Raw genomic sequence first — 26,790 nt, 5'->3', positions numbered from 1 at the left:
GTATATCATATATCATTAATAATTTTTTGGTATTGGAAAAAAAGGGAGAAAAATAAGACTTAAATAAATTTAGACATATAAGGACCATCCTTATGATAACCAAATTTCCTATAATAATCTCTTACTCCTATTCCGCTAATAACTAATATTTTATCCTTATTAAATTCTTCTTTAGCTATTTTTTCAGCCTCTTTCAATAATTCTGAACCATAACCTTTATGTTGCCATAACATATCATCCTTTTTACCAATTTCCTGCATTTGTCCATACACATGTAATTCCCTAATTAATGCACTGCTATTTGTAATTTCTGAACGGAATATGTTCTTAGAAGGAATTCGTAATCTTATAAAACCAATTAACACATCATTCTCCGGGTCTTCAAATGATAAGAATATTTCTTTACCATTTGTAACATCATAATCTGTTCTTAATAATTCAATATTAGAATAATCAGGTTCCACACCATGTGCCTTTTTATGACCTACTTCCCTACATCTTATACATTGACATTGAACACCTTCCTCTTCTAATCGATTATAAACAAGTTCCCCTAAATTAGATTTTTTTACTCCTGCATCGATTAAAGTTGCTGGTATATCCCGCTGAATACGCATAGTTCTTACCCATTTTGGTAATATTTTTTTAATTTCAACTATTAAATCAACAGCTTGTTCTGAAGTATAAGGTTCATATTCTCCTCTTTTCCACATTTCATAAAATTCAGATCCTTCTGTCACTAGGCAAGGATATATTTTTAACATGTCTGGTGAAAAAGATGGTTCGGTAAATAATCTTTTGAACATGTTCAAGTCACTGTCAAATGTTGATAATAAGCCTGGCATCATATGCATTGCTACTTTTATTCCAGAATCTCTGAGTAATTGGTTAGCTTCAACAACATCTTGAATAGTATGTCCCCTGTCTACACATTTATACCTGTAATTGTATAATGTTTGAACTCCTAATTCTACTCGTGTTACTCCATAATTCAACATTCTATTAATTTCTTCTCGTTTAGAATAATCTGGTCTTGTTTCAAATGTTAATCCTACACATCTTACTTTACTATGTTCATTTATTTTTTGAGCATCAGATAGATATGTGAAATCTGTTGGGGGAATAATATTTATTTCTTTCTGATTTTTAGGTATTTGTGAACTAACCTTTTCAAAGTCATTCATTGCTTTTAAACATTGTGTTACAAACCATTCCTGATAATCTAATGTTCTGGAAGCAAAGGTTCCTCCCATAATAATTAATTCTACCTTATCAATAGGATGTCCTATATTGTTTAACTGGTATAATCTGTTAAAAGTTTGAATATATGGATGAAATTCAAACATTCGTGCACGAAGGGCTGCTGGTTCTTCACCCGTGTAACTAGGTGGTGCAATACTACTTTCAGGACAGTATTTGCATCTTCCATGAGGACATTTGTGTGGACTGCACATAACCGCTACAATTGCAACCCCTGATATTGTACGTGATGGTTTTTTCATAAGGATTGGTCTTAATAGTTCAATCTCGTTAGGTTTAGCATGTTGTAATATTTTAGAATTACTCATGAAACCTGGTAAATTTAATTCTCTACATGTTTGAATTTTTAACTTTTCTAATTCTTTTTTTGTAGATATGTTGTTATCAATTGCTTTTTTAATAATTAATCTACATGCTTCTTCCATGTTATTCAAACACTCCTATTAGTAAAATGATAATGATAAATAATGTATTGTTATAATTATATAATATTATTATAATTATACTTGAAGGTGATTATAAATGAAAATTACCAAGATTATAGGTAAAAAAGTTTTAGACAGTAAGGCTAATGAAATAGGAAAAATCCATGATATTGACTTAGATTTAAAATCCAATAATATTAACAATATTTTTATTAATTCCGGTGAACTTAGTTTAAGAAAAGTTATGTATGAGATTTCACCAGAAAATATTGCACAAATTGGAGATTACATGCTATTAAACATTTCTAAATCAGAACTTTCAACAGATAATAAAGATGAAAAGAAAAAAGAAGTTCTTGATGTTGAAATTGTTAATCCAGAAGATTTAGAAGAAAAATAATAAAAGATAATTTTAGTTTTCTTTTCTATCTTTTAATACTTTTATTGCTTTAGGAAATTCTTCCCTAAATTTCATGATTTCTTCTGTTGGTATTGAGAAACTTACTCTTATATATTTATCTCCAAACAATTTACTTGTATAGTTTCCTTCACGAACAAATATGTTTTTTTCTCTTAACAGATAGTCTGATACTTCTTCTGGTGTTAGGCCTGTTCCTGAAATATCAATTGTCATCATGTTTGCATCTACAGGATATATTGGTAGGAATACGCCCGGTGTTTCATCAACAGCTTCTTTAATTAAATCTTGATTTTTAAATGAAATTCCTTTAACTTCTTTGATCCATGAATTTTTACTTTGTAATCCTGCTATTCCTGCTTCTTGTGCTAATGAATTTGTTCCTAAGTCATTTATTACACTGGCCCTCATTTTTCTAATTAATTCGGGTGAACTGATTACTGAACCTATTCTTAGACCTGCCATTCCAAATATTTTTGAAAAGCTGTAAATTGTGATTGTGTGTTCAGGTGCATAATGTGCTACTAAATGGTGTTCTCGGGCAAAATCTTTGTATGTTATGTCGTGTAATACGTAGATATCATTTTCCTTAGCGATTTCTGCTATCTCTTTAATTTCTTCTTCTGTATAAGTAAATCCCATAGGATTCATAGGATCTATTAATACAATCATTTTTGTTTGCATATCTATATTTTCGCGGATTAATTTTGGTGTTAGTTTATATCCATTTTCCGGGTTATAAATTGGAATTTCTTTTACATGATGTCCAAACCTATTACAGAAATTATTTATGATAAGATATCCTGGATCTGATGCTATTGTATTTGTTGTATGATGTAATGTTGTGCTTATTGCTAAATATAATGCTTCGGTTGCACTTGCAGTTATTTGTATGTCATATTGTTCTGGGTTTAAGTCCAAATCTTTAAGAATTAATTTTTTAAGTTCTGGAAATCCTTCTGGTGGAGGATATTTACAGTAATTTCTTTTTCTTGCTGCTTCTATTAATGCGTTTTCGATATGTTTGTCTTTTTGTAAATGGTTGGTGTTTTGTCCCATCCATATTAAATCTTCTTTTTTATATAAGTAATCAAAGAATTCATTTATTGAATTAAATCCTGAAGGTACCTTTTTTTCTTTCTTTTTAAATACCATAATACTTACTCCTTATATTGTTTATGAAATGCCCCTGTCTGTAATCTCAAATGTTATTGTTTGACCTGGAGATTTGTTTTTATGTCTTTGTAATGTAGCAGTTCTTGTTAGAGAACCCATGTTTCTTTCGATTTCTATAATTATTTTACTCCAATATTTTAGTACTGTTCCACCTATAGGTTCTACTATAAGATCATCAGAATCAAATGGTGAGTATATTTGATTAGTTATTACTATAGCTATGTCAAATTCTCTGCTAAGAGTTAATAATTTAGCCATTATTCTTCCCAATCTTTTATTAATTTCTGATGGATCTCCATCTTCAACCCGGTATAATGCAACTATAGAATCTATTATTAGAATATCAATATTTTTATCTTCTTTAAGTAAATCTTCAATATTTTGAATGTCTAGTTGTTGCTCATTAAAGGTTTTAGGTTCTAATAAGTAGATATTGGGCGCTATTAAATCAAAGTCTGACGCTGCTATTTGACGAATTCTTTCTAATGATAATCCACCTTCAGTATCCATAAAAATAGCTTTAGAACCCTTCTTTGTAGATTCGTATAATATTTTTAAAGCAATGTTTGTCTTACCACAACCTGGAGGACCATAAAATTGAGTTATCGCTCCTTTTTCAATACCTCCACCTAATAATTCATCTAATGAGGAATTTGTAGAGATTAATGTTGATTGCTTTAAATCTGAAAGTGTTTTCAATTAAGTATCTCCATTATGTTTTTGACATTATTCTAGTAGTTTATTTATTTTTTATAATATAAAATAGTTAAGATACTCTGATTAAAAAATAATTAAAAAATAATAAAAAAAGTTTGGAGGTTAAGATGATGTGTTAGTTGCTACATTATTAGCATTAGTTGCTGTAGAATTTGGATATTCATAAACTCCCCATACACTAATTCCTGGTTCTGAGTGTGAGAAGTTAAATCTAGTTGAATTATATCCACTTTCTAAGTATAACTTAGTAAATACTGAATTTTCTAGGAATGAATCAAATAACACTGTGAAATAGGAACCATCAGACTGATGGAATACCATGATTGACATGTCACTATTGTTGTTAACAATTTTTTCTGTTAATTGATTATTTTCGACCATTATTAATTTGTGTGGTTTTAGTAATTCATTACCTGTTCCTTCACTAAGTTCATTTGCTAAACGTTTCTTATCTTCTGTTGTGAACATATCTATTGTTTTATTTAGTTTTGTTTGATCAAGATATGCGAAGTTCATTGTTGAACCGTTTGTTTCGTTACTTGTTCCTGAAACTCCAACAACACCGTTTTCTGTACCTAATGTAAAGTCTTTTCCATCAACTTTCTCCACTGTGCTTTGAGCAGCATAATATGAGTAGTGTGTGGATGTTTGGTTTTCAAAGTTCCAGTTACCGAAGTATGCCCACCAAGCTGCTTTTGAAAGCATATCTGAACTTAATATTAGATATACTGGTTTTGTGTTAGCTGGGTGTGTTTGGTCAAGTACTGAGTTTGCTTGTTGCTGATTTAATCCATATGTACCTGTTAATGTAGTGCTTGCCTGGTTTCTGTCCATTGGTAATATTTCATTTAATATTTTTACTGTTTTACTTGTGTTACCAGTGTATACATCTAGTGTGTTAGATGCGTCTTCACCACTGTTTGCTAACATTCTTAGGATACCTGCTGATAAATCTTCATTAGATGTTGATAATGAACGACCTATCCAGTAGGCTCTCATGTTGTTCTGTGAACCTCCATCGAATACCACTTGTCTATGAGCTACTGCTGTAAACAAGTGCCCGAAGTCCCACCAGGATGCTAATACTGAATTTTCAGGTGTGTTTGATTTAATCCATGTTAGTGTATTGTACATATCATCATTTGTACTTCCTGCTGATTGTGATGAAGTTAAATGATCAGCATATAATGGGCTGATAACTGCTAATAGTACAAGCACTATTGCTATTGCTTTAACATATGTTTTTTGTTCAATTTTTAGATCTATGTATTTTAAGAGCAATCCAACTGATAATCCAGACATTAATGCTATTGGTACTTCGAACTGTTCGATAAACCTTGTACCTTGTGTTAACATTACTGCTATACCTAATGTCCATAATATTAGCATGACAAATAGGAATAGATTGTTGTATTTTTCTGTTTGTGTCCATTCAAATTTACCTGGGATGAATCTGTGTTCATGACTGTGTGCAATTTCTTCTGCTTTTTTTGTTTTTGGTATGTAACGTCTTGTTCTGAGTTTTTTGTTATCTTCTGGTGTTTCTTGTTTTTCATCAGGCTTTTCTGTTTTTGGTTTTTTCCTTAATGCCATGAACATTAGTACAAAACCAATTATTGCATAGATTATTGGGAATAATCCACCAGTATTGTTTATTACATCAATTACTTGAGGTATTTGCATCTCACCTACAGATACATATACGTTTGGATATGCTGAACCTGCTGTTGCACTTTGTAAACTTGTAGACATTCCAACAACACCTAATATTGTATCAAATATTGTTGAACCTACTGTTATAGCTAATGTTATTATAGCAACTATTGCGAATACTATTAAAGTTATGAAAGCAGGATTATTCATTATCCATTCTTTTTTATTGGATAAATCTTTTCCATCAAGTTTGTCCATGATATATGATGCTGGGAAATATAATATTAATGAACCAAAGGTTAATAATATCATATATGCGTACCCACTCCATGTTAATGAGAACAATGCTAATGATAATGCTGATAAAACAGCAAATACTGATTTGATTAATGGTTTTTTAGCATATATACTTTCTGTTAAGAATAGTGTTATCATTAATGGCAGCAGTACGTTGAACATATCTGTATCGAAGAAACCACCATATGTGTGTGAGAAGTATGCTGGTGCTGCACCAGCTATTACACCTGCTATGATTGCTCCCCAGATACTGCCAGTTGCTCGTCTTACCATGTAAAATGCTGGTAATACTGCTAATGAACCTACCAGTGGTCCTAACCAGAATGCTACTTGAGTTAATGATATTTTTGTGAAGATGTTTACAAAATTATAAACCCATGCAGCTAACATGATTATTACTGGTTGATAATTTGCTTGCCTACCATGTGGTGACGTAGAAAGCGAATCCCAATCCGTTCCATTTACTTGAGTGTCACCCAAATGTCCTGTTTTTAAATAATTCTCGGTTAAACGATAATTATAATATGAATCTAACTCTGTGAAATATGGCATTCCATTTTCATCTTTATATAATTCTTTAAGTTCTGGATCTTTTATAGCGCCCAGTTCTATTGTTTCTGCACGTATAACAAAAACAGTACACACTAATAATAATGCTATGATTATTGGTGCTAGTTTAGTGATTAAATTTTTATTGTCCATGTGTGAATCTCCTTTGACCTCCAATTATTAGATATGAATAGGATAATATCCTCTAATAGTATATATGATTGTATTTATCAAATTATAAACTTTCAATCGAGAATATATAATGAAATATAAATAAAATATTATTTGATTATAAAATTTTTTTTATTAAATATCCTTATTTAGATTTAAGTTTAAAGATATATTTAAAATTATTATTAAAAAAATTCTATTAAAAATGATAAAAAAAATGATGAATTTCATTATATAATTAAGATTAAACTTGTAGATAAAATCTACTTAACAGAGAAAATACTAAAATAATAATACAAAATAAATCATAAAATTTAAGGTAGTATAAAAATGGCAGAAGAGATATTAAATTATTTTCAGAACAAGAAATGGTTCAGAGATCGTATTGAACATATAGAAGAGATACCTGCAAGAAGAGCTAGATATACCCAAGAAAAAGTAGAACTACCCAAACCTTTAGAGGACTACCTTAAAAAACATGAAATAAGATTATATACACATCAATATAAAACATTAAAGGAAGTTAGAGCAGGAAATAATGTTATTATCACAACACCAACTGCTAGCGGAAAAACATTATCTTTTACTTTACCTGTTATCGAAGATTTAACTATTAATAAAGATGATACTGCATTATATATTTATCCTACCAAAGCTTTAGCTAACGATCAATTAAAAAGTTTACTTAGTATTGACAAGGAATGTGATTTAGGAATTTATCCTGAGAAATATGATGGTGATACGCCCAAGTCTAAAAGACCGGAGATTAAACGTAGATCCAGACTAGTTATTACAAACCCTTATGAATTACATTACATTCTACCATGGCATAACCAGTGGGAACGCTTCTTTGAAAACATAAAATATATTATTATAGATGAAGCACACCAATACCGGGGCGTGTTTGGTTCTAACATGGCCTTTTTAATAAGACGGTTAAAAAGGATATGTAAGTATTATGGTAGTGAACCCCAGTTTATCATTTCTACTGCTACATTAGCAAATCCTAAAGAATTTGGTGAAAAACTAACGGGATTAAAATCAAAAATTATAGATGATAATGGTTCACCTTCTGGAAAGAAACATTTCATATTCTTCAATCCATATGCCATTGAATCAAAAAGTCCATCAATCCACAATGATACATTAAAATTATTCAATACATTTGTAGAAAATGATTTTCAAACAATATGCTTCGAAATTTCAAGAAAAATGGCCGAAGTAATAGCTTTAAGATCCAAAAAGGAACTATCTGTAAAACATCCGGAATTATCCAATAAAATTACAGCATACAGAGCAGGATATACTGTGGATGAAAGAAAGAAGATAGAAGATGATCTTAAAGAAGGAAGTCTTAAAGGAATAGTGACTACAAATGCATTAGAATTAGGTATTAATATTGGTTCATTAGATAGTGTGATAATATCCGGATACCCTGGAACTCTTATTTCAACATGGCAACAAGCAGGTAGGGCAGGGAGAAAAAACCAACAATCCATAATTACAATGCTTGCATTTCAAAATCCTCTAGACCAGTACTTTATGAAACATCCAGATATTTTCTTCAAAAAATCACATGAACATGCAATAATTGACTTGAATAATCAACAAATACTCAGAGGACATCTTAAATGTGCAGCATATGAATTACCATTAAAATTAGAAGAGATTGAAAGTTTTGGATTTGATGATGAAGGAATTGTTATAGATGAAATTGATGAACTAGAAAATGATGAAATTATCAAATATCGTGATGGTAAATGGCATTACAATGACATTAATTTACTTAAACAGGATAAAAGTCCGAATTTTGAGGTAAACCTTAGTGATGTGATGAGTGAACCATACAAGGTATTCAATGGACATAACTTCCTCGAGGAGATGAGTGAAAAACAAGCATTCAGAGAAGCTCATGAAAATGCTGTTTTAATACATAATGGTGAAACATACATTGTTAGAGAAATGGATATTCAGGAAAAACGAGTTTATGTTAAAAAACAGGACTTAAACTATTATACTCAGGCACTTAAAGAGGTGGATGTGAAAGATTTAAAGAAAGAAAAAGAAGAAAAAATTGGTGATCTCACATTATGTTATGGTAAACTAACTGTTACCGAAAAGTATGATCGTTATAATTTAATCAAGTTTAGTAAGATTAGTGCATCTAAAAAATTAAATCTTCCACCATTGAATTTTAAAACAAAAGGTTTATGGTTCACTATACCCTTTTATATCAAAGAGTTATTAGAAGAAAAATTAGTTAGTGATGCTAAATTTAAAGATGTTTTCCGGGGCTGCTTACAAGGTGTGGAGAATGTTTTAATATCTGTAGCTCCATTCCATGTGATGTGTGACAGTTATGATTTAGGTGGAGTGTCTAAAAATTTGCATGAGGATACTATGAATGCAACTATTTTCATTTATGATGGATTTGAAGGTGGTGTTGGATTAACTAATAAGGCATTTAAATTATTTGATGAAATTATTAAGATGAGTTATGAATTAGTTAGGGATTGTGATTGTGAAGATGGTTGTCCTGCTTGTATTTATAGTTCTCAAAACCAGAGTGAAGATAAGCATTTGAGTAAACAGGGCACATTACTCATTTTAAAGGAATTGAATAAAATAATGTCTAAAAAATAGTATAATTAAAGAAGAATAAACAGTAATTATTTGCTTTCTTCTTTTTGTGATTTTTCGTAATCTGCTATTGATGAAGTAAATCTGCATTTAGGAAAACCTGTGCATCCTATGAATTCACCAAATCTTCCCATACGTTTTATTAGGTCTTCTCCACAATCCGGACATTTTCCAACTATTTCGTTACTGGATTTTTGTCCACCATTAGCACATTCGAAGTCAAGACATGCTCTCTGTCTTGGTTTTCCATAGGATATTAATGGTAATCCACATTTTTCGCAAGTGGTTTTTAATACATTGGCTCCAGATGGTAATGAGTATGTTTTTTTACAATCAGGATATTTAGTACATCCCACAAATTTTCCACCTTTTGGAGAGGATATGATTATAAGGTTTCCTCCACAGTCACATTTACCTACTATTCTACTTTGTTCATATGCTTCAAATAATTCTTTTCCAATATTTTCCTGATTATCATCTATTGAATTAAGAATACCATCCAGTTCATTTTTTGCGTCATCAATAACTGTTGTTTCTGTTATTTCTTTATCTTTAATTTTGGAGAGGTCATCTTCAAATTCTCTTGTCATTTGTTCACTGGTGATTCTTTCAGAGTATTTTGTTAGAGTGTCTATCATGTGTTCTCCAAGTTCATTGACTGTTATTTTGTTTCCTTCCACATATTTTCTTGTGTATAATATTGATACGATGTTTGCTCGTGTTGATTTTGTGCCTAATCCTCTTTTTTCCAGTTCTCTTATTATTGATGCTTGATTATATCTTGCAGGAGGTTTGGTTTCTTTTTCTTCACTTTTTACTTTTGCTTTTGTTGTTTCTCCTTCTTTTACATCAGGAAATTCTTCATTTTTTACTTTTTTATATTGGTATGGGTCTAATGCCAGCCATCCTTCTTTTGAAATTCTTTGTCTTGAGAATGCGAATGGTTCTTCTCCTATTTCCAGGTCGACTTTTATTGATTCTAATTCTGCTGGTTCTCCGAATAAACTGATGAATCTGTAGGTGATTAGGTCGTATATTTTCTGGTAATCTTCTGATATGTCTTTTGGTAATGTTCCTGTTGGGTGTATTGCAGGGTGTGCTTCGTCTGTTTTTTTTCCTTCATTTGGTTTTAGTGGTGCTTTTAGTTTGTTGATTAATGTTTTATATTTTGGATTTTTAGATAAATCTTTTAGGATGTCGGATAAACCAAGTGATTCTGGTAATTTTTGTGATGATGTTCTAGGGTATGATGTGTATCCTTCTACGTATAAGTTTTGAGCTATTTGTTGTGTTTTTCGTGGAGTGAATCCAAATTGTGCGTATGCCTCTGATTGTAGTGTTCCTAGTTCAAATGGATATGGTAAGTCTTTTTTTGTTTTTCTGTTTGTGATTTTGGTTATTAAAGCATCTTTTCCTTTGCAGTTTTCAAGTATTTTATCGACTTCTTTTTTGTCAAAGATTTTTCCTTTTTTATGGTCGGCTATGATTCCTTTTTCTATTTTTGCTTTTATTAGCCAGTATGGTTCTGGTACGAATTTTTTAATTTCTTTTTCTCGTTCTGCTAATATTGCTAGTGTTGGTGTTTGTACTCTTCCTGCTGATAATTGCACGTACCTGTTTGTTACGTTTAATACTGAATCTGTCATGGATTTTGAGATATTTACCCCGAATAGGTAGTCTAGGATGTGTCTTGCTTCTCCACTATCTACCCAACTTTGGTCTTCAGTTAAGGGGTATGCTTCGGAGTATGATTTTATTAAGTCTTTTTTTGTTAATGCTGAGAATTTCATTCTGAAGCATTTTTCTATTGAGTTTGATCCACATATGTATTTTAATGCATTGTATCCTATTAGTGTTCCTTCTGTATCGTAATCGCATGCGTGTATGAATCTATCTGCATCTTTTGAGAACTTTTTTATTGTGTCTATATAATTTTTTACATATTTTTTTGATTTGTCTGTTTCGTATAGTGGTACCCATTCTACATCGTATAATCTTTTGTTTTTCTTGTTTTTTGCTTGTAATGAAAATAGATGACCTACTGCTGAGAGTACTGTTGTTTTTTCTCCGTTTTCTTTCTCTATTTCATAGTATGGTACTCTTTTATATGAGTTTTTGACTGGTGAATCAGATAGTGCTTGTGCTACTTTTTCTGCTACTTTAGGCTTTTCACATATTATTAATTCACTCATAATTCACTCTCCCCCTGATTTTTTTTGATAAAATAAGTTAGTAATGTGATCATATTTTTATGATTATTTCTTCATTATTTAATTAAAATGAATTTTCTATTAAAAAGATATTTTCATATTAAGTATTTAATATTAATCTAAATTAGATTTAATGAAAAAAATTATAGATTTGAAAATATATAAAATTTATTAGGTTTGAAAAATTTTTGAATATAATATTTTATGGGAGAATTGATGATGTTAATTGGTATTATTTCTGATACTCATATACCTGTTAGAACTCAGTCATTACCTGAGAAGGTTTTTGAAGTTTTTAAGAATGTTGACATGATTTTTCATTGTGGTGACATTGAAGTTATGAGTGTTATTGAAGAGTTAGAAAAGATTGCCCCTGTTAGGGCTGTTCATGGTAACTGTGACCCGTATATAGGTTTTAATACTCATGAGGTAATTGAGGTTGATGATGTTAAGATTGGTTTAACACATGGTGTTGTTTATCCTAAAGGGGATTGTCAGCAATTATATTATCTTGCTAAAGAGTTAGGTGTTGATATTCTTGTTAGTGGTCATACTCATAGGCCTTTGATAAAACAGGAGGCTGATGTGCTGTTATTAAATCCGGGCAGTGCTACTCAGCCAAGGCTTAGTGAGCCTAGTGTAATGTTACTTGAGGTAAATGGTAGTGAAGTTAATGCAGAGGTTGTTAAAATTGGAAGACCAACATGTAAAGCGTTGGATTTTTCACAATTTAGTCATTAATGTGGGGGGGAGTATTATGAGCAGATGGAAAGCAAAACATGATAAGGAGCATTATTATAAACTTGCAAAGAAACAGAATTATCGTTCAAGAGCATCTTATAAATTAAAACAGTTGGATAAGAAGTATGGCTTGTTAAAACCTGATTATAATGTTGTTGATTTAGGAGCTGCTCCTGGAGGTTGGAGTCAGGTTGTTGCTGAAGTTATTGGTGAAGAAGGTACGGGTCAGATTATTAGTGTTGACTTGGAATATATTAAGCCTATTGATCATGAAGCTTATACTGGTGTTAAAGGTGATTTTACGACTGAGGAAATTCAGAATACTATCGTTGAATTGATTGATGGTAAGGCTGATGTTATATTGTCTGATGCTTCTCCTAAATTAACTGGTATAAAGGATATTGATAATTTTAAGTCTTATGATTTAGCTTTAGCTGTTCTTAATATTTCGGGTAATATTCTTAAACGTGATGGTAATCTTATTATGAAAGCTTTTCAGGGGGAAGCTTATCAGGATTTGATGAAAGAGTTGAAAAAGAAGTTCAGAACTGTTAAAACTACTAAGCCAAATTCTTCTAGAAAGAGAAGTTCTGAGATGTATGTTATTGCAAGGGGTTTTAAGGCTTCTAAAAGATGAAAAAGAAATAGTTGAAAAATAGTGTTTATTTAGCTATTTGATTATAAATATCATTAGCTTCTCCTATTTTACTTTTTGTTTGATTTAATTTTGTTTGTATGTCGGATTCGGATTTACCATTACTTATATCGTTTTGAATTGATGATAATGATTCTCCTACCTCATTTAATATTACTTTTCCTGTGTTGAATGTTGTTTTAACACTTGGATCAGGACTTGTACCTAATTTTTTGTCTAAATCTGTGTATTTTTTGTTGATATCATTATATTGTGCTTTAACTTGGTCTAGTTGATCATATGCTGAACCACTGTTAACTGTTGATGAAACACTATCTGTTAAGCCTGCAACAGCAACATATCCTATTACTCCTACTGTTAAAAGAATAAGTATTATTCCTAGTAAGGATATAGTTAATGAAGTAGTTTTAAATAATTTTAACCTTGATTTTTTCATTTAAACCCTCTGATAGATATTATTGTTTATTATAAGAAATACAATAATTTATTATAAGTAAATCTTTAATTTTTCATATTTATAAAAATTAGCATTTTTTGGAAAACAACTAAATTTAAAAATTATAAAAATTATAGTTATATCATATGACTACGATAACAGCAGATGAAAATAATAATAGGTCTTCTGCATCAACAACAGTAAAATTGGAAGAATTCTTCAGTGAACTTTGTAAAGATGAAATTTTTGCAGTTTTAGATGTTTATCCAGAAGAAAAATCAGTGATTATAGATTATAATAGTTTGGAAGTATTTGATCCGGATTTAGCTGATTTACTTTTAGAAAAACCTGATGAAACACTAGAAGCTGCAACTAAATCTATTTCAAATATTGACCCACAGAGAAAAAATGCGCAATTGAATGTTAGATTTTCTAATATTCGTAATCATGTGCCATTAAGAAATTTGCGTAGTGAGTACATAGGCAAATTTATTGCTGTGGATGGTATTGTAAGAAAAACTGATGAAATTCATCCACGTATAATGACTGCTGTTTTTGAATGTAGAAGTTGTATGAGAATACATGAAGTTGAACAAAAATCTAATATCATACATGAGCCTGCAGTTTGTAATGAATGTGGTGGAAGATCATTTAAATTGATACAGGATGAATCACGTTATATGGATACGCAAACTGTTAAATTACAGGAACCTTTAGAAAACTTATCTGGGGGAGATCAGCCAAGACAAATTAACATTGTTTTAGAAGATGATCTTGTTGATACATTAACTCCTGGTGATAAAATTAGGGTAACTGGAATACTTAAAACGGTTCGTGATGAAAGAACTAAACGGTTTAATAATTACATTTATGGTAATTACTTTGAACCCTTAGAACAGGAATTTGAGGAACTTGAGATTAGTGAAGAGGATGAAGCCGAAATATTGAAACTTGCTAATTCACCGGATATTTATCAGAAGATTATTGATTCTACCGCTCCATCTATTCAGGGATATTATGAGGTTAAGGAAGCTATTGCTTTCCAACTCTTTGGTGGTAGTGCTAAGATTTTGGAGGATAAAACTCATATGAGGGGTGATATGCATATTTTGATTGTTGGAGATCCGGGGATTGGAAAATCACAGATTCTTAAATATGTTTCTAAGTTAGCTCCCCGTGGTATTTATACCAGTGGTAAAGGTACTAGTGGTGTAGGGCTTACTGCTGCAGCTGTTCGTGATGATTTGGGCGGATGGAGTTTAGAGGCTGGTGCTCTGGTACTTGGTGATAAGGGTAATGTGTGTGTAGACGAATTGGATAAGATGCGTGAGGAAGACCGTTCTGCTATTCACGAAGCTTTAGAACAGCAGACAATTTCTATTGCTAAGGCAGGTATTATGGCTACTCTTAATAGTCGTTGTAGTGTGCTTGCTGCTGCTAACCCTAAGTTTGGTAGGTTTGACCGGTATAAATCTATTGCAGAACAGATTGATTTGCCTTCACCAATTCTTTCACGTTTTGATTTGATATTTATTATTGAAGATAAACCTAATGCTGAAAGGGATCATAGTCTTGCAGGGCATATTTTAAAGATTCATCAGGACCGGAATATTAATTATGAAATTGAGCCTGAATTGATGCGTAAATATATTGCTTATGCTCGTAAGAATGTTCAGCCAGTCTTATCACAAGAAGCTGCTAAGGTTTTACAGGATTTTTATGTTACAATGCGTAGTGGTGCTATTGATGAAGAATCTCCTGTTCCTATTACTGCCCGTCAACTTGAAGCTCTTGTTCGTTTATCAGAGGCAAGTGCAAAAATAAGGCTTAGTAATGAAGTTAGCAAGGAAGATGCTGAAAGAGCTATTAAATTACAGGAAGATTGTATGAAACAGGTGGGTTATGACCCAGATACTGGTAAAGTTGATATTGATAAGGTTGAGGGAAGAACTTCCAAATCTGAAAGAGATAAAATTAATATTTTAATTGATGAAATTAAGGAAATTTCCGAGGAATATGGTGGTAGTGCTCCTAAGAACGTTATTTATGGTAATTTAGCTGATAAGTATAATATTTCTGAGAATAAAGCTGATGAAATGATTAATATGTTAAATAGTAAGGGTGTTATATATTCACCTACAACTGATCATTATAAAGTTGCTTAGAAAATAGTAAATAATAAGATAAATAAATAGTATATTATAATGAAAAAATTTCAAAATATATTATTTAGATATTATTTTAATCAAATTGATAAAAAAAAGATGAAACGGAGGTATAATATTGGTAAAAGCTGATGCAGAATTTGAAGAATATGAAGCTTTACTTGATAAAGCATATGAACAGTTACCTGATAAACTCTTTGAATCAAAAAGGTTTAAATTACCTAAAGGATATTCAGTTATTCAAGGAAATCGTACAATTATTAAAAACTTTGGTGATGTGTCAAGTACATTGAACAGGGACCCTCAACACGTACTCAAATACTTATTAAGAGAATTAGGTACTTCTGGAAATGTTGAAGGAAATCGTGCAATACTTCAGGGTAAGTTTACACATTACGTAATTAATGATCGTATAAAAGAATATGTTGATAACTTTGTTATTTGTCATGAATGTAATAGACCAGATACTGTTATCATACGTGAAGATCGTATTGATATGCTAAAATGTAGTGCTTGTGGGGCAAGATCACCTCTCAAATCATTATAGTATCAAACTATTATATTTTTCTTTTTTAAGCTCCCAAGAATAACTTTTTTTAGAACATTAATTATTACAGAACCAAATAATATTAGGATGATAGAATGTTTTGTTTATTATGCAATAGTGAAGAAAAATTATATGATGGTTTATGTAGAAGTTGTTATCTTAAAGAATTTGAATTAATAGATGTGCCAGAATATGCTACTTTTACAGCATGTTCTCATTGTGGTGCAACATTAAAACATGACAAATGGATACAGACCGGTTATTATGATGATGAAATAATTAATGATGCTATTCAAAAAGATATTACAATTAATGAAAAACTAGATAATGTAGAAGTAAACACTGAAATACTTACAAACAGGGGTACTGTTTATGACTGCATGATTCATGCATGTGCACGTGTACTTGATGACTTTTTAGAGAAGGATTATCCTATTGAAGTTAAAGTAGAAAAAGGTGTTTGTCCAGATTGCAGCAAATTTTATTCTGGTTACTATGAGGCAGTCATACAATTAAGGGCTGATGATAGAAAGCTGGAAGATGATGAGATAGTGCAGGCAGATGAGTTTATATCAAATGAAATTCAACGCCTATGTAAAACCAATAAGTTAGCTTATGTTACTGAACGTATTGTTCTGAAGGAAGGCGTGGATTACCAGGTTGGTTCTCATAATGCTGCACATAAAATTGCGGAGAATATGCAGAAACAATTTGGTGGCATTATTACAGAGAGCAGAAAGATTGTGGGCCATGACAAGTCTAAAAGCAGGGATTTGTATAGGTCATGGATTTCTGTGAGATTACCATCATTTCATAAAAACGATTTTATCAAGTATAATGATAAGATTCTTAAGATTGAGAAGATTGGCAGTCACAAGTTTGTTGGTTTAAATCTTGAGACTTATGAATCAGAGCCTATTAGTTGGAAGGAATATGATAAAATTAAGAAATTGGGAAGTACGGAGGATATAATGCCTACAACGGTTACTAATATAACTCCCACAGAAGTTCAAGTTTTAGATCCTGATAATTATATGCCTGTTGATTTAGAAAAAAAATCCAGTTTTGATAATCTGGTTATTGGTCAAGAGATTAACGTTATTAAGATAGAAAATAAGATATACATCATATTATAATATTAAAAATAGAAAAATGGAGGAATAATAATAATGGATATAGATAAGGCAATAGAAAATATTTCCAGGGATACTGCTGAAATAATTGAAATTGATGAATTAAAAGAATTATTGAAAAAGGATGAGAAAGTTGCATATGTTGGTTTTGAACCATCAGGAAAAGTTCATTTAGGTCATGCATTAACTATTAAGAAAATGAAAGACTTACAGAATGCTGGTTTTAAAATTAAAATATTTATAGCAAACTTGCATGCTTATCTTAATGGTAAGGGAACGTTAGATGAATTGAATAAGGTTGCAGAGTATAATATTAAATGTTTCAAGGCATTAGGATTAAGTGAAGATGATACTGAATTTGTTCTTGGTTCTGAACGTATGAACATGGACTTTATGGAAAGAGTATTTCATGCAGCTACTCTTATAAGTATTAAGAGAGCTCAGAGGAGTATGGCGCAGGTTTCTAGGGATGAAACTCATAATGTTGCCGAAGCATTATATCCGATTATGCAGGCACTGGATATTCATGATTTAAATGCGGATGTTGCTGTTGGTGGAATGGAGCAGAGAAAAATTCATATGCTTGCAAGGGAAATTCTTCCAAAAATGGATCTTAATACGCCTGTTTGTATCCATATTCCTTTAATTCATGGTACTGATGGTTCTGATAAAATGAGTAGCAGTAAAGGTAATTTTATTGCTATTGATGATAGTCCTAAGGATATTAAGGATAAGGTTAATAAGAGTTTCTGTCCTACTGGTGTGGTGGAGGATAATCCTGTAATTGAGATGGCTCATTATTATATCTTTGATGAACATGAAAAAATGTTGATTGAAAGGCCTGAGAAATTTGGTGGAAACCTTGAATTAACAGAAGAGGAATTGATAGATGTTTTCTCTAAAGAAGAATTACATCCTATGGACTTAAAGAATACTGTTAGCAAATATTTAATTGATAGATTTGCTCCTGCACGGGAGTATATGGAGAATAATTAGGTGATTATATGGCTAAGCATACTATGCGTGTGTTATCAGGTTTACAGCCTAGACAAGTGGATGCTATGATTGATGAGTACCATTTGAATATGCTTCAGAGTGATAGGGGAATTATCTTATTTGAGGGTGAACTTGAGGATTTGAGACGTGCCATTAAGCATGTTGTTGATGTTACTTTGCCTCCTGGACCTACTGTTAGTGAGCTTAAGGAAACTGTTGAAAAGTTTGATGTTAAATTGCAACAGTCTGATGATGGTCCACAGTTGCATGGTACTTATGAGGAAATTAATAATGCTGTTAATTACCTTGTGGATATTATGAGTGAAAGATTAGATATTTAATTTCTTATATTTTTTTTGTACTCATAATTTTTTCTTTTACTATTTTTTGTATGTTTTCCTGTACTTTTTCTAATGGTAGGCTGGCGTCTACTATTTTTATGTTTTCTTCAGTGTTTAATAGGTCAAGATAGTTTTGTCTGGTTTTTTCCAGGAAGTCTATGTTTTCAAATACTTCTTCTTTGTCACATCGTTTTATTGCTTCTTCTTCTTTTAAGTCGAGTAGTATTGTCAGGTCTGGTCGTGGTGTATGTAGGTTTACCTGGTATATCCATTGCTTGTTTATTGATGAATTGTTTTGGTAGCATATGCTTGAATAGAATGATCTGTCACTTATTAGTATTTTGTTTTTGTCCTCTTTTGATTCTAGTATCTCTTTTTTTAGTGTTAGTCTGTCTGCTGCGAATAGTAATGTTAGTCTTTGTTGGTTTATGTCGTTTGTTGATTCGGGGTTTTGTAATTCGTTTCTGATTAGTTTTCCTATCGGTGAGGTTGTTGGTTCTACTATTTTTTTGATTTTGTATCCTTCTTGTGTTAACCATTGTTCTAGTAGGTTTGTTTGTGTTGATTTTCCTGCTCCGTCTATTCCTTCTAATACTATGTACATTTTTTATCATCCATTGAAAAGTAATTAATTAATAATTATGTTATTCATAAGTTTATATAATAAAGTTTTTTTGGGGCGTGTATTTTTTTGACTTATGATACTTGTAAGATTCTTTCACCGGTTGGTTCTATGGATGTTTTGGATGCTGCTGTTTTTAGTGGTGCTGATTTTGTTTATTTGTCCGGTAAGAATTATGGTGCTAGGGATTATGCTGATAATTTTAGTTATGATGAATTGAGGGATGCTACGAATTTTTGTCATAAGTATAATGTTAAGGTTTTTGTGACTGTTAATGTTTCTATTTTAGAGGATGAGATTCCTGATGTTGTGGATTATGTTTATTATTTGTATTTGATTGGTGTTGATGGAGTTATTGTTGAGGATATTGGTTTGGCTAGTGTTATCATGGATTTGATTCCGAGTATGAGTGTTCATGCTTCTACTCAGATGACTGTTTATGATTATTCGTTTGTTAAATGGTTGTGTGAGAATGGTTTTGATAGTGTTAATTTGTCCAGGGAGGTTTCTCTAGATAATATTAGAAGTATTTCTGATAGATTGAAGAGGTTTGGTCATGATATTAACTTGGAGGTTTTTGCTCATGGTGCTTTATGTTATTGTTATTCTGGTCAGTGTTTGATGTCTTCTTTTTATGGTGGTAGGAGTGGTAATAGGGGTCTTTGTGCTCAGCCTTGTAGGATGAGGTATTCCTTTAGGGATTATTATAATACTTTGCTTGCTAGTGATGATTATCTGTTAAGTACGAAGGATTTGTGTACGTATAATAATGTGGGTGATTTGGTGGATGCTGGTGCGAATTGTCTTAAGATTGAGGGTAGGATGAAGTCTAGGGAGTATGTTTCCTGCACTACTTTTGCTTATCATAATGCTGTTAATGGTTGTTGTGATAGTGAAGATTATTTGTTGTTGAATTTGGCTTTTAATAGGGGTTTGACTGAGGGGTATGTTTCTGGTAAAAGTCCTCGTGAGGTTATTGGCAGGTCTCGTTCGGGTAATACTGGTTATCCTATTGGCCGGGTTATTAAGAGTACTGGTAGGGAGGTGACTATTAAGTTTACTAATAAGAGTTTTCCGACTAGGATTGTTAATGGTGATGGTTTAAAGTTTGAATTAGATGGTGAAAGTTGTGGGATGTATGTTAGTAGGATTTTTTCTCAGAACAAGAATAAGATTGTTATTGCCGTTAAAAAGGGTATTCATATAGAAAAAGATTCAATGGTCTATATCACATATTCAAAATATCTTAGAGATAAAACCAAATCAATAATAAATGAAAGAAACATTCATAAAACAAGTGTTGATCTGGAAATAAGTATGAATAATGAGTCACAAATGGAAGTAAATGCCCGTTGTGATATGCTAGAAAAAAATGTAAAATACACGAGCAAAGAAAAAATACAAAAAGCAAAAAACAAACCACTAACACAAGAAAAAATCAACACACAACTAAGAAAAACAGGAAACACAACATACAAAATAAACAAAATAAAATACAACAACCTACCAGAAAACATATTCATGCCAATATCAACCCTAAACAACATAAGAAGAGAAATAATAAAAAAAATAGACCATGAAATAATGAACACATACATACCAGAAAAGAAAGACAAAGAAGAAACAAAAAAACAAATACAAAAATTCAAAACACAACACTACACAACACAAAAAACACAACAAAAAGAAGAAAACTGGAACATCTACATAAACAACTACAGACAAGCAGAACTCCTCAAAAAATACAACCATATAAACACAATATACTATGATGGAAACTACAACCACAAAAACATGAAAGAATACACAGAACAAATAGGAGACGAACTAATAAAAATACACCAAATACTACCAGAAAAAGAACTAGTATGGATCCTACCACAACTACTACAAGACAAAGACCTACCACACATAAGCGAAACAATAGTCAAACTAAAATACAACAACATAGACATAAAAATACAAACAGACAACATAGGCATAGCAGAAAACATAAACACGACAAAATACGGAAATAACCTTAACATCTACAACAACTACTCAATCAGAAAACTATCAAAAACACCAGGATTCAAAAAACTAGTAATATCAAACGAAATATCATTAAACGATATAAGAAAACTAAACAACAAATACTGTGACCTAGAATACATAATATTCGGACACGTACAACTAATGATAACCAAGGACAACTATGAAGACCTAATAGACGAAGAACTGACAAACACATACTACCTGACAGACAAACGAAACAATAAATTCAAAATAAAAAAAGACTGCAACAACAACAGCCACATATACGATTACAGAATACTAAATTTAGACGATAAAATAGAACAACTACGAAAAACAAGCATCAACAATTACACACTAGACTTAAGATTCTTCAACATAACAGACACTGAAAAAATAATAAAACACTTCCAGGAAATAATAAAAACAAACAAAACAAGCAAAAAACTAAACTTAGAAGAAAACACGAAATTCTTCCAAGCAAACATAGAAAAAGGATTATATAAACAAAGATAAAAAACTAAACTAATCCAATCATCTTCAAACCAATATACAAGACAATTAAAATATGCATATATTTTAATTTCTTAGCATCAACTTTTTTTGAAATATTAGCAGCAAAGCCTGCAACAACAGTACTAGTAACAGTTAAGAAGAAAAACTGCAACAAATTAACATAACCCAATGAAAACTCCGGCAAACCACCAACATTCCAACCTAAAACAATATAAGCAATCATACCACCAAGACTAGTGGCAATAATAGATGCAGAAGAAGTTCCAATAGCCTTATGCGTAGGATACTTCAATACAAGAGTAAGAATAGGAATCATAATAATACCCCCACCAACACCAAGCAATCCACAGAGCAAACCACCAACCAAACCAAGCAATGAATGCATAAAAACACTTTTACTGATATGATCATCATTATCCGGATACTTTACGAAAATCATGTTAAAAACTGTGAAGATACATAAAAAACCGAACAAAACCTTAAGAACAGAAACATCCACATTAACGGAAACAAAAGCACCCAAAACAGCACCCAGGAAGCCCAGAAACATGATATAAGGAAGAAAATCAGTGACAACCATACCATTAAGATGATGTTTACGAGTACTTCTAATCATAGTGACAAAAATAACGGCAAGACTAGTGGCAAAAGAAACAGTCATAGCCACATTAGACTCAACACCATAAGACAACAATAAAAAATACTGAATAGGAGTTAAAATAACACCCCCACCAACACCGAGCAATCCAGCCATCAGACCGCCCAAACAACCACCAAATAATAATAACAAAACATAAACTAGAAAATCCATAACCAAAAAAATCCCGCAAATATATTAATTATTAATAAGTTTATAATTAATCCTATAAAAATTGAATACAAACTAAAAACAAATAAAAATATAATAAAGAAAAAAAATTGGAATATGGGAGGTGTGAACCATTTATGAGATAGAAGAAATAAAAGGAGTAGGCGAAAAACTAGTGAAAAAAATAATTAAACAATATGGAAGCTATGATAACTTTAAAAAATCCATAGAAAACTATGAACTAGAAAAACTAATGAACATACCCGGATTAAGTCAAAAATTAGCACTAGAAATAATAAGAAAAATACTTGGAAAAAAGAATACCGAATACCTGAAAACAGAACAATCACAAAAAATCTATGATGACATAATAACAAAAATACTTGAATTTGCAAACACCGACTATGCAAGAACAAGAATACTGCTCCTGAACCCAACAACAGACTATTCAAAAATCAGAGAAACACAGGAAATGATACAGGAAACACTAGACCAAACACGAGAACTAGACTATGCATACATAAGAAACCTATACAAAAAAATAATCCCCCTCACAGACAATATAAGACCAAAATTTAATGACGAATACGCAATAGTATGCGAAGACTATGAGGATTACCTGACCCTGATAAAAAAAGGATTCGACAGATACTGTAACGTATTTGCAATAGAAGATCATGTGAACCTAGAAGAATTTGAATTCATAATATACCTATACAACCAATACAACATAGACCCTGGAGAAGCAAACAATATAGTGGCAATAAGCAACCAAAGCCCAGACTATGAAATACAACCAAACATAATACTAGAATACTATAAACAAAACAGAACAACACTAGAAAATGTACACCACCTAAGAGAATACATAGGACTGGGAAGTAACATAACCGAAGCACTAGAAGCACTAGACTCAATACAAATAGAAAAACATAACGAAATAGCAATAAATGAAATCATAGACGAAATAAAAGATGACATAAACGAAAAACTAAAGACAAAAATTCAACAAGTAGAACTGGAAGGAGATGAAATACTACTCATACTAAACAATGAAGACCTGCCACCAAAACTAATGACAATATTCGATGAAGTACTAGAAGAAGCAAGAGAAGAATTATCCGAAAAAACAGGACTACTATTTGATCCATTCATAATAAAATATCCTATAGAAATTGATGAAAACGAAGTAAAAAGAGTACAGGAAAACATTAAAGCAAACATAAACCTGAAAAAATATGAACAAGAACTTAATGCATGCAGCATACTAGAAAAATATGCAGAAGAAATAAAAAAAGAAACACAGGAACTAATAGAATATGATTACCAATTTACACTAGCAAGCTTCAGCAAATACTATGACCTGACCATACCAGAAATAGAAGACACATACCAATTAAAAGAAAGCCTGCACTTAAACCTTAAACAAGAAGAAAAAACAACAAACACGCCAATGCAGAAAATAAACTATAACCTAGACCAGGAAAACAATATCATACTCTTAACAGGAGCAAACAGTGGAGGAAAAACAACACTACTTGAAACTCTGGGACAACACACTATAATGACACATATGGGACTAGGCGTATGCTCATCAGAGGCAACAATACCTGAAATAAACGAAGTACACTACTTCACAAAAAAACATTCCCTTAACGCAGGAGCATTTGAAACATTCCTAACATCATTCATACCAGTAACAATAGGAAAAGAAAAAAAACTGGTATTAATAGATGAACTAGAATCAATAACAGAACTGGAAGCCGCAATAAAAATAATAATAGGATTCATAGAACACATACAGGATGATAACTCCTATGCAGTAATAGTAACACATATGGCTCCTGAAATACTGAAAAGAACAGATAATGTGAAAATTAGAACGGATGGAATAGAAGCAAAAGGATTAGATGAAAATTACAACCTAATCGTGGATAGGACACCAAAAATTAATTATCTGGCAAACAGTACTCCTGAATTAATTCTGCAAAAAATATATGAAAAATCAGAAGAACCATTAAAAAGTGTATACAAGGACATTCTAGAAAAGTTCTAGTATAAATCCTATTCAACTCCTTTCTTTAAATTTGGACATATGCCCCACCTTTTTTTTATTAGAAAAATTTTTTTAGTGCTTACTGTATTTTAATATTCGTATTTGATAAGTCTCGGATAACAGTTTCATTACATGACTTCATTACAAGCCCATCCTTGCAGTTATTATGCATGATAAGAAGGACACGAATACCTGCTGATGACACATATTCCAGTTTTGAACAATCAATGATTACACTGTTAATAATATTTTCCTTCTTAATGTTCTCAAAATATGCAAGAAGCTCTGGTGCACTTAATGTATCCAAATTTCCTGACAATATTATATTGAGAGATTCATCATCAATAGATGCATTCACATTAAAAGATTGTGTTTTGTCATTGAAAGTATCAGCCTTAACTGATTCATCTACTGAAATCTTCCATATGCATACTTTCTTTAATCCTTCATTAATATGAGCTACAATCTTAGGATCTGTATTCTTTAAAGTTCTTAACTCAGGTACATGATCTGCATAGGGTATTCTTTCGAGTTTAAATCCTTTAGATGTAATATAATTGATTGCATTGCTCATATTTTCCTGAACGTCCCCCTCGGAGACTGACAGTTATAGTATTTTCTACTGCACTTACATCAGATTTGTCTTCCACTCTATATTTAGCCTTCCACATAATCTCCCTAGTTCGGTCTCCATAGAATGCTTTCACTATCAAAACATACAATAGTGATATTTCAGGGTCTAATGTAATCCAGTATCCTCCATGCTCTGCAAATGTATTATTATAAAAGATGATTAAAAGAAATAAAATGAGATTTTTAATAGATAAAGAATATTATACTAGTAACATAGTTAATATAAATTTTGCCTGTTTACTAACTCTCCAGATCACAGGTAGATTACCAACATTCCTCCCCGAGCAACCCTCGTACCAGGCAATTAACATAAAATGTTAATATAAATATTTATATTAAAACTAGTATTTTAAAATAGTGAAAATTAAAAATTAGAAGCATGAACTCATTACAAAAATCAGAAAAACTACATAATAAATTCCAAATAAAAACACAAAATAAAACAAGTAAAGTAAATATTAAAGGCCGGCAACTTTCCGAAATTCCCATAAGCTTACCACCTATAGTACAAAACAGAACGTAGATAGACTTTATTACTGAGATCGAGACGAGATCAGATGTGACCCTATCGCTTTGGTCGCCGTACCAGTGTATACTATAATGTATATTCATCATAGTATATAAATGTTATCATCGTATATACATCCAGTAAAAACTAGTATTATCCAAATACTGAATACACCTAACTAGAATAAAGAAAAAGCCAATAACACAATAATCTCACGCCAAACTATCAATCCATGCACAACAGAACAACACAATACAGTCATCCCATAACAAAATAATTGCCAATGCTTGAAATTATATTCAATATGAAATTTGTGAAAAAATCGGGTGTTGGAAACCGCGGACTTAACAACTCGAAAAAATCTCGAAGCTTACATCCCAGCCCCATCAAACAAGTCTTCTACTCATACCCTAAAAAAGCTGCTTATTTTCACGGAATACCTCAGGCTTAGATGCTTTCAGCCTTTATTATCATAGTGCGTAGCTGCCCAGCAATGCCTTATCAGACAACTGGTAGACCAGAGACACCGACGGCTCGTTCCTCTCGTACTGGAACCACCTTCCGCTCAAGCAACAAAACACTTCTATTAGATAGCAACCAACCTGTCTCACGACGGTCTAAACCCAGCTCACGTTCCCCTTTAATGGGCGAACAGCCCCACCCTTGGGTGCTGCTGCACACCCAGGATGGAAAGAACCGACATCGAAGTAGCAAGCCGCAGGGTCGATATGGGCTCTTGCCTGCGACCACCCAGTTATCCCCGAGGTAGTTTTTCTGTCATCTCAAGCCCCCATCGACGAGGACATTGAGGTTCGTTAGGCCCGGCTTTCGCCTCTGAATTTCTTACTATTCGAAATACAGTCAGGCTGGCTTATGCCCTTACACTCTACAGTGGATCTCTGTCCCACTTGAACCAACCTTTGGGCGCGTTTGATACCTTTTCAAACGCGTACCGCCCCAGCCGAACTGCCCATCTACCAATGTCCACAACCCAAACAATAGCTGTGTTAGAGACACAGTCACAAGAAAGTAGTGTCTCATGAACGACTCAACCACACCTGACGACATGGCATCGAAGTCTCCTACTTACGCTGCATACTTGCA

21 protein-coding genes and 2 rRNA genes (1 of these 23 cut by a window edge) are annotated in these 26,790 nt (G+C 31.9%); 11 read left to right on the top strand and 12 right to left on the bottom strand.

Features of this window, described 5'->3' with window-relative positions; genetic code table 11:
* Positions 1 to 59: 59 nt before the first annotated feature.
* Positions 60 to 1,685, bottom strand: a complete 1,626-nt coding sequence (locus tag PXD04_RS13695) for a tRNA uridine(34) 5-carboxymethylaminomethyl modification radical SAM/GNAT enzyme Elp3 (RefSeq protein WP_323735398.1) — start codon at positions 1,683 to 1,685, stop codon at positions 60 to 62.
* A 97-nt stretch (positions 1,686 to 1,782) separates the two neighbouring features.
* Between PXD04_RS13695 and PXD04_RS13690 the strand changes: the two genes are divergently transcribed.
* The gene (locus tag PXD04_RS13690; RefSeq protein ID WP_323735397.1) at positions 1,783 to 2,085 is read left to right on the top strand and encodes a PRC-barrel domain-containing protein; all 303 of its coding nucleotides are present in this window, start codon (positions 1,783 to 1,785) and stop codon (positions 2,083 to 2,085) included.
* Positions 2,086 to 2,097: 12 nt separating this feature from the next.
* Here PXD04_RS13690 and PXD04_RS13685 read toward each other — a convergent pair whose 3' ends face one another.
* The 3 genes from PXD04_RS13685 to PXD04_RS13675 all read right to left on the bottom strand — a co-directional run bounded on the left by PXD04_RS13685 (position 2,098) and on the right by PXD04_RS13675 (position 6,648).
* On the bottom strand, positions 2,098 to 3,258 hold the full coding sequence (locus PXD04_RS13685) for a pyridoxal phosphate-dependent aminotransferase (protein WP_323735396.1): 1,161 nt from the start codon (positions 3,256 to 3,258) through the stop codon (positions 2,098 to 2,100).
* Between the two features lie 21 nt (positions 3,259 to 3,279).
* A complete protein-coding gene (radB, locus tag PXD04_RS13680; protein WP_323735395.1) occupies positions 3,280 to 3,978 on the bottom strand; it encodes a DNA repair and recombination protein RadB in 699 nt (232 codons plus the stop codon).
* Between the two features lie 120 nt (positions 3,979 to 4,098).
* On the bottom strand, positions 4,099 to 6,648 hold the full coding sequence (locus PXD04_RS13675; RefSeq protein ID WP_323735394.1) for an STT3 domain-containing protein: 2,550 nt from the start codon (positions 6,646 to 6,648) through the stop codon (positions 4,099 to 4,101).
* A gap of 348 nt (positions 6,649 to 6,996) precedes the next feature.
* Here PXD04_RS13675 and PXD04_RS13670 point away from each other — a divergent pair, with 348 nt between their 5' ends.
* The gene (locus tag PXD04_RS13670; RefSeq protein WP_323735393.1) at positions 6,997 to 9,309 is read left to right on the top strand and encodes a DEAD/DEAH box helicase; all 2,313 of its coding nucleotides are present in this window, start codon (positions 6,997 to 6,999) and stop codon (positions 9,307 to 9,309) included.
* 26 nt (positions 9,310 to 9,335) lie between these two features.
* On the opposite strand, the gene topA is transcribed toward PXD04_RS13670, so the two are convergent.
* The gene (topA, locus tag PXD04_RS13665; protein ID WP_323735392.1) at positions 9,336 to 11,498 is read right to left on the bottom strand and encodes a DNA topoisomerase I; all 2,163 of its coding nucleotides are present in this window, start codon (positions 11,496 to 11,498) and stop codon (positions 9,336 to 9,338) included.
* A 237-nt stretch (positions 11,499 to 11,735) separates the two neighbouring features.
* Between topA and PXD04_RS13660 the strand changes: the two genes are divergently transcribed.
* Together PXD04_RS13660 and PXD04_RS13655 are read left to right on the top strand one after the other, a co-directional pair.
* Positions 11,736 to 12,257, top strand: a complete 522-nt coding sequence (locus PXD04_RS13660) for a YfcE family phosphodiesterase (protein WP_323737435.1) — start codon at positions 11,736 to 11,738, stop codon at positions 12,255 to 12,257.
* 13 nt (positions 12,258 to 12,270) lie between these two features.
* A complete protein-coding gene (locus tag PXD04_RS13655; RefSeq protein WP_323737434.1) occupies positions 12,271 to 12,894 on the top strand; it encodes an RlmE family RNA methyltransferase in 624 nt (207 codons plus the stop codon).
* A gap of 25 nt (positions 12,895 to 12,919) precedes the next feature.
* On the opposite strand, the gene PXD04_RS13650 is transcribed toward PXD04_RS13655, so the two are convergent.
* Positions 12,920 to 13,348: a hypothetical protein gene (locus PXD04_RS13650; protein WP_323735391.1), complete on the bottom strand. Its 429-nt coding sequence runs from the start codon at positions 13,346 to 13,348 to the stop codon at positions 12,920 to 12,922.
* Between the two features lie 146 nt (positions 13,349 to 13,494).
* On the opposite strand from PXD04_RS13650, the gene PXD04_RS13645 reads away from it, so the two are divergent.
* The 5 genes from PXD04_RS13645 (at position 13,495) to PXD04_RS13625 (ending at position 18,530) form a co-directional block, all read left to right on the top strand.
* Positions 13,495 to 15,513 carry a minichromosome maintenance protein MCM gene (locus PXD04_RS13645; protein ID WP_323735390.1) on the top strand — a complete coding sequence of 673 codons (2,019 nt, stop codon included), beginning with the start codon at positions 13,495 to 13,497 and terminating at the stop codon, positions 15,511 to 15,513.
* A 118-nt stretch (positions 15,514 to 15,631) separates the two neighbouring features.
* Positions 15,632 to 16,060, top strand: a complete 429-nt coding sequence (locus PXD04_RS13640) for a translation initiation factor IF-2 subunit beta (RefSeq protein ID WP_323735389.1) — start codon at positions 15,632 to 15,634, stop codon at positions 16,058 to 16,060.
* A 95-nt stretch (positions 16,061 to 16,155) separates the two neighbouring features.
* Positions 16,156 to 17,196: a 60S ribosomal export protein NMD3 gene (locus PXD04_RS13635; RefSeq protein ID WP_323735388.1), complete on the top strand. Its 1,041-nt coding sequence runs from the start codon at positions 16,156 to 16,158 to the stop codon at positions 17,194 to 17,196.
* Between the two features lie 33 nt (positions 17,197 to 17,229).
* Positions 17,230 to 18,189, top strand: coding sequence for a tyrosine--tRNA ligase (locus tag PXD04_RS13630; protein WP_323735387.1), 960 nt, complete (start codon positions 17,230 to 17,232; stop codon positions 18,187 to 18,189).
* Positions 18,190 to 18,197: 8 nt separating this feature from the next.
* Positions 18,198 to 18,530: a hypothetical protein gene (locus PXD04_RS13625; RefSeq protein WP_323735386.1), complete on the top strand. Its 333-nt coding sequence runs from the start codon at positions 18,198 to 18,200 to the stop codon at positions 18,528 to 18,530.
* Positions 18,531 to 18,534: 4 nt separating this feature from the next.
* On the opposite strand, the gene tmk is transcribed toward PXD04_RS13625, so the two are convergent.
* Entirely contained in the window at positions 18,535 to 19,134 is a 600-nt protein-coding gene (gene tmk, locus PXD04_RS13620) for a dTMP kinase (RefSeq protein ID WP_323735385.1), read from the bottom strand.
* Between the two features lie 87 nt (positions 19,135 to 19,221).
* Here tmk and PXD04_RS13615 point away from each other — a divergent pair, with 87 nt between their 5' ends.
* Complete coding sequence (locus PXD04_RS13615) at positions 19,222 to 21,681, top strand: U32 family peptidase (RefSeq protein ID WP_323735384.1); 2,460 nt, start codon at positions 19,222 to 19,224, stop codon at positions 21,679 to 21,681.
* 4 nt (positions 21,682 to 21,685) lie between these two features.
* Here PXD04_RS13615 and PXD04_RS13610 read toward each other — a convergent pair whose 3' ends face one another.
* Complete coding sequence (locus tag PXD04_RS13610) at positions 21,686 to 22,492, bottom strand: sulfite exporter TauE/SafE family protein (protein ID WP_323735383.1); 807 nt, start codon at positions 22,490 to 22,492, stop codon at positions 21,686 to 21,688.
* Between the two features lie 130 nt (positions 22,493 to 22,622).
* Between PXD04_RS13610 and PXD04_RS13605 the strand changes: the two genes are divergently transcribed.
* Positions 22,623 to 24,545 (top strand): MutS-related protein, encoded by a 1,923-nt coding sequence (locus PXD04_RS13605; RefSeq protein WP_323737433.1) that lies wholly within the window; start codon positions 22,623 to 22,625, stop codon positions 24,543 to 24,545.
* 79 nt (positions 24,546 to 24,624) lie between these two features.
* On the opposite strand, the gene PXD04_RS13600 is transcribed toward PXD04_RS13605, so the two are convergent.
* From PXD04_RS13600 to PXD04_RS13585, 4 genes are all read right to left on the bottom strand, one after another.
* Positions 24,625 to 25,119 carry an STAS domain-containing protein gene (locus tag PXD04_RS13600; RefSeq protein ID WP_323737401.1) on the bottom strand — a complete coding sequence of 165 codons (495 nt, stop codon included), beginning with the start codon at positions 25,117 to 25,119 and terminating at the stop codon, positions 24,625 to 24,627.
* Positions 25,088 to 25,216: a hypothetical protein gene (locus tag PXD04_RS13595; protein ID WP_323737400.1), complete on the bottom strand. Its 129-nt coding sequence runs from the start codon at positions 25,214 to 25,216 to the stop codon at positions 25,088 to 25,090. The genes PXD04_RS13600 and PXD04_RS13595 overlap by 32 nt, the downstream gene beginning before the upstream one ends.
* Positions 25,217 to 25,641: 425 nt before the next feature.
* Positions 25,642 to 25,763 (bottom strand): 5S ribosomal RNA (gene rrf, locus PXD04_RS13590).
* Positions 25,764 to 25,996: 233 nt separating this feature from the next.
* Positions 25,997 to 26,790: ribosomal RNA gene (locus PXD04_RS13585) — 23S ribosomal RNA — on the bottom strand; it runs 2,233 nt beyond the window's last position.

The organism is Methanosphaera sp. ISO3-F5 (genome assembly GCF_034480035.2).
In the GTDB taxonomy this organism is placed as follows: Archaea; Methanobacteriota; Methanobacteria; order Methanobacteriales; family Methanobacteriaceae; genus Methanosphaera.
Note: the sequence above shows the minus strand (reverse complement) of the source record. Positions and strands in the feature narration are given on the sequence as shown.

Excerpts from the sequence above, each read along its gene's own strand:
- PXD04_RS13695 (WP_323735398.1), bottom strand. The coding sequence starts at position 1,685 with ATGGAAGAAGCATGTAGATTAATTATTAAAAAAGCAATTGATAACAAC.
- PXD04_RS13690 (WP_323735397.1), top strand. The coding sequence starts at position 1,783 with ATGAAAATTACCAAGATTATAGGTAAAAAAGTTTTAGACAGTAAGGCT.
- PXD04_RS13685 (WP_323735396.1), bottom strand. The coding sequence starts at position 3,258 with ATGGTATTTAAAAAGAAAGAAAAAAAGGTACCTTCAGGATTTAATTCA.
- PXD04_RS13675 (WP_323735394.1), bottom strand. The coding sequence starts at position 6,648 with ATGGACAATAAAAATTTAATCACTAAACTAGCACCAATAATCATAGCA.
- PXD04_RS13670 (WP_323735393.1), top strand. The coding sequence starts at position 6,997 with ATGGCAGAAGAGATATTAAATTATTTTCAGAACAAGAAATGGTTCAGA.
- topA (WP_323735392.1), bottom strand. The coding sequence starts at position 11,498 with ATGAGTGAATTAATAATATGTGAAAAGCCTAAAGTAGCAGAAAAAGTA.
- PXD04_RS13660 (WP_323737435.1), top strand. The coding sequence starts at position 11,736 with ATGTTAATTGGTATTATTTCTGATACTCATATACCTGTTAGAACTCAG.
- PXD04_RS13650 (WP_323735391.1), bottom strand. The coding sequence starts at position 13,348 with ATGAAAAAATCAAGGTTAAAATTATTTAAAACTACTTCATTAACTATA.
- PXD04_RS13645 (WP_323735390.1), top strand. The coding sequence starts at position 13,495 with ATGACTACGATAACAGCAGATGAAAATAATAATAGGTCTTCTGCATCA.
- PXD04_RS13635 (WP_323735388.1), top strand. The coding sequence starts at position 16,156 with ATGTTTTGTTTATTATGCAATAGTGAAGAAAAATTATATGATGGTTTA.
- PXD04_RS13630 (WP_323735387.1), top strand. The coding sequence starts at position 17,230 with ATGGATATAGATAAGGCAATAGAAAATATTTCCAGGGATACTGCTGAA.
- PXD04_RS13625 (WP_323735386.1), top strand. The coding sequence starts at position 18,198 with ATGGCTAAGCATACTATGCGTGTGTTATCAGGTTTACAGCCTAGACAA.
- tmk (WP_323735385.1), bottom strand. The coding sequence starts at position 19,134 with ATGTACATAGTATTAGAAGGAATAGACGGAGCAGGAAAATCAACACAA.
- PXD04_RS13610 (WP_323735383.1), bottom strand. The coding sequence starts at position 22,492 with ATGGATTTTCTAGTTTATGTTTTGTTATTATTATTTGGTGGTTGTTTG.
- PXD04_RS13600 (WP_323737401.1), bottom strand. The coding sequence starts at position 25,119 with ATGAGCAATGCAATCAATTATATTACATCTAAAGGATTTAAACTCGAA.
- PXD04_RS13595 (WP_323737400.1), bottom strand. The coding sequence starts at position 25,216 with ATGTGGAAGGCTAAATATAGAGTGGAAGACAAATCTGATGTAAGTGCA.